We start from the raw sequence: 3,175 nt of genomic DNA on the forward strand, positions 1-3,175 counted from the left end.
CAGGCGTCGCGCCAGACCGCGGCGTCGTCCGGCCGCCCGAACAACTCCCGCATGTGATAGCAGGGCGCCCCGAGCAGCCGCTCCAGCGCTCCCTTCAGCGACGTCGTCCCCGTACGCGGAAGCCCCGCCCCCACAATTCGCAAACCCATATCGGCCCTTCCTGTCTCGATCACGGCGATCGCAGTCGCCTTCGGCCATGTCAGGTCGGCAGACGCCCGGTCACGTGCGGGTCGCTTTCATCGGTGTCCTCGCGCAGGCGACCGCCTGACCCGCGATCACGGGCTCTGCCACGGCAACCTCGCCTACCGGCCGGTTAGTAAGATACTTGCTGACCGGCCGGTAAGCAAGTGGAGGTAAACTCTGAGAAGCCGAGCTTGGGAGCAAGGAAGAGCGATGACAGAGAGACAGCAGGCGACGGCCCCGCGACGTAGGGGCAGCCAGACGCGGGCCGACATCCAGCGGGCCGCGCTGACGCTGTTCACCGAGCGCGGCTACGACGCCACCTCGATGCGCGAGATCGCCGAGCAGATCGGCATCACCAAGGCGGCGCTCTACTACCATTTCGACAGTAAAGAGGCGATCATCCTCAGCCTCTTCCAGGAGAACATGCGCGCGCTCGACGACCTGCTGGACTGGGCCGCAAGTCAGCCGCTCACTCCCGAGCTGTCTTCGGAGTTCCTGGGTCGCTGGATCGCCCAGGGTGCCAGGCAGGGGCTGCGGACCATGCGGTTCGCCGCCGCCAACCATGCCGCGTTGCGCACGGTCATGCCGCTGCGGCAGGGCGGCCCGCTGGACCGGGTCGACAGGGCCACGCAGCTCCTCCTCGGCCCCGATGCGCAGCTGACGGAGCGGCTGCGCATACGCATGGCCCTGCTCAGCGTGCACAACGCCGTGCTCGCCGCCCAGGGCACCGAGGCCACCGACGACGACATCCTCGCCATCGCCATGCACGAGGCGACCTTGCTGGTCGGCGATCTGTTCCCGGCGCCGCGGCTCCCCGTCCCCGAGTAAGCCTGCAGGATGTGGCGACCGGGCATTCGATCCAGTAACCCGTGAATGCCGATGGTCCCTGGCATAAAGGGACTTTCTCCCCTGGAGGCGCGGTCCCGCCGGACGTGGGCTGGAGATGTGGACAACGACGTCGAACTCACGGTCGACGAAAGTGCGCTGCACAGCCGGGGAACCAGACACGGAAGTTCATCGGGCTGCACTGCTCCGAGCCCGCCCACGGGTCGCTCTCGCCGTCCGTGACATTGCTGGCGCTCGGCACCTGTGAAGAAGGTCGATGATGAACACAGCGATCGTCGTGGGAATCGATGGCTCGCGGACCGCGTGGTCGGCGCTCGCCTGGGCGGCCGACGACGCCGAACGCAGGGGCGTGCCGTTGCGCATCGTCCACGTACGCGAGCCTTGGCTGGCCGAGCACCCGCTCAGCGCCTCCAGCGACAAGGAGACCCTGACCGAGCGGTGCGACAGGCTGCTCGCGAGTGCGGCCGAGCGGGCACATGAGCTCGCCCCTGCCACTCGGATCTCGATGGCCCTGGTCACCGGTGCGGTGATCGAGCGGCTTAAGACCGAGTCCGAGACGGCCGACACCGTGGTGGTGGGCAGCAGGGGACTGGGTGGCTTCGCCGGATTGGTGCTCGGCTCGGTCGGGCTCGGCCTCGCCGGGTACGCCGAGAGCCCCGTGGTCGTCGTCAGGAGGCTCCCGCGCGACGGCAGTGGCGAGATCGTGGCGGGCTATGACGGCTCACCGTGCGCGGACATGGCGTTGGAGTACGCCCTGGCGCAGGCGGCCGCTCGCCGGGCGCGCCTTCGCGTGCTGTACGGCAGGCGATACCCGGTCACGGCTCCGCACCCAGCCGGGTACGGGCCGTTGCAGGTCGACGAGGCCGCTGAGATCGGGCAGCGCCTGATGCCCTGGCGGGAGAAGTACCCCGACATCGAGCTGATCGAGTCGATCGTCCGCGAGCACCCCGTTCCGGCCCTGGCCGCGGCGTCACGGGCGGCCGATCTCGTGGTGGTGGGCTCGCGCGGGCTCGGCGGGTTCACCTCCGCGATGCTGGGCTCCGTCAGCCATGGGGTCCTGCAACGAGCGCACTGCCCGGTGGCCGTGGTCGAATTCACGCGCCGTCGATGTCCGTAAGACGAAGTCGCGCGTGAACGTCGTGCTTGCGCGCCGGGGACAAGCGGCTCGTGTGGGTCCACCACACCGAAGTCGGTGCCCTTGATCCTGAACGTGAGCGGTTCGCCGTGGAGCCGGCCCAGGTTCCGAAGGTGATCGCATCGATCACGATCGCCAAGCAGACGCCACCTCAGGTGGCGACCAGGTGCTTGGGATCTCCGCAAGGACCAGGAGATGTACGGGGCCTGGTTCCGCATCACCCGCTCATGCGATGCCGTCGAAGTGGCGTAGGTCCTGATTGCCTATTTGACGAATCCAGGGAAAGACGCGGGCTTCAGATCGATCGGATCGGCAATACTACAGATCGCAATCGAGCATCACAATCTGTGATCGAGGTGGGAAGTCATGCGTAAGACGATCATTGTGGCTGCGGTCGTCGCCGTTGTCGCCGCTCTGTCGATAGCGGGTCGGACGGCCCTTCGGGACGGCTCGCGTTCCTCCAAGCGCCGCTCTTGACGCCAACCTGCACGCCGGCCAAGGTGTTCGCCTCTGGTTGGAGCCGGGCTAGGCGCGCTTGGTGGTCGCCGTGCGCTTTGATCCTTCGTCCACTCGCCAACGGCTTGCGTATGTCGGCCCAAATGCTCTGCGCACAGCTCGAAGTCATCGCAGGCCGCAAGTATCGGAGTGTCCCGGCCGCCATTCTGGCCGATGTCACCATCACCATGCGGCAGCGACGGGTGTTGCTCGATGTCTACGAGTCATTCCGCAGACAGGGCCCGGCAGATACTCCGCCCGGCGAAGCTCTGTCCACGCCGGGCGTGCGCGCGGGTCGGGAGGCGGACGGTAGTAGGTCGCGCGACTGCTCACCGTCTCCCACTTCGTAGCCTGCAGTGCCGATGAGGAGCCGGCATCAGCCGTGGATCCAGCCTCCCGGAGTTAATCCGGAAGAGGCGGCTGAGCTGCTCCTACGTGATCTACGCAGTTCGCGTCGCGGGCTGTCGACCGCGGGGGCGCAGCGGCGGTTGTTGCAATACGGCCGCAACGAGCTGC

Annotated in this window: 4 protein-coding genes; 3 read left to right on the plus strand and 1 reads right to left on the minus strand. The window is 67.4% G+C overall.

The window, feature by feature from the left end; all coding sequences use genetic code 11:
• Nucleotides 1-149, minus strand: a 149-nt coding sequence (locus AB0J09_RS60400) for a sulfotransferase (protein WP_360712846.1), incomplete at its 3' end; no start/stop codon positions are given.
• A gap of 244 nt (nt 150-393) precedes the next feature.
• Between AB0J09_RS60400 and AB0J09_RS60405 the strand changes: the two genes are divergently transcribed.
• The 3 genes from AB0J09_RS60405 to AB0J09_RS60415 all read left to right on the plus strand — a co-directional run.
• Complete coding sequence (locus tag AB0J09_RS60405) at nt 394-1,011, plus strand: helix-turn-helix domain-containing protein (protein WP_360712840.1); 618 nt, start codon at nt 394-396, stop codon at nt 1,009-1,011.
• A 274-nt stretch (nt 1,012-1,285) separates the two neighbouring features.
• The gene (locus AB0J09_RS60410; RefSeq protein WP_360712843.1) at nt 1,286-2,146 is read left to right on the plus strand and encodes a universal stress protein; all 861 of its coding nucleotides are present in this window, start codon (nt 1,286-1,288) and stop codon (nt 2,144-2,146) included.
• Between the two features lie 875 nt (nt 2,147-3,021).
• The coding region (locus AB0J09_RS60415; protein ID WP_360712848.1) for a cation-transporting P-type ATPase at nt 3,022-3,175 on the plus strand (154 nt) is incomplete at its 3' end.

The sequence above is a fragment of the Nonomuraea sp. NPDC049784 genome (genome assembly GCF_040659615.1).
Lineage (GTDB): Bacteria > Actinomycetota > Actinomycetes > Streptosporangiales > Streptosporangiaceae > Nonomuraea.

Coding starts and splice junctions, on each gene's coding strand:
- AB0J09_RS60410 (WP_360712843.1), top strand. CDS start 1,286: ATGATGAACACAGCGATCGTCGTGGGAATCGATGGCTCGCGGACCGCG.
- AB0J09_RS60405 (WP_360712840.1), top strand. CDS start 394: ATGACAGAGAGACAGCAGGCGACGGCCCCGCGACGTAGGGGCAGCCAG.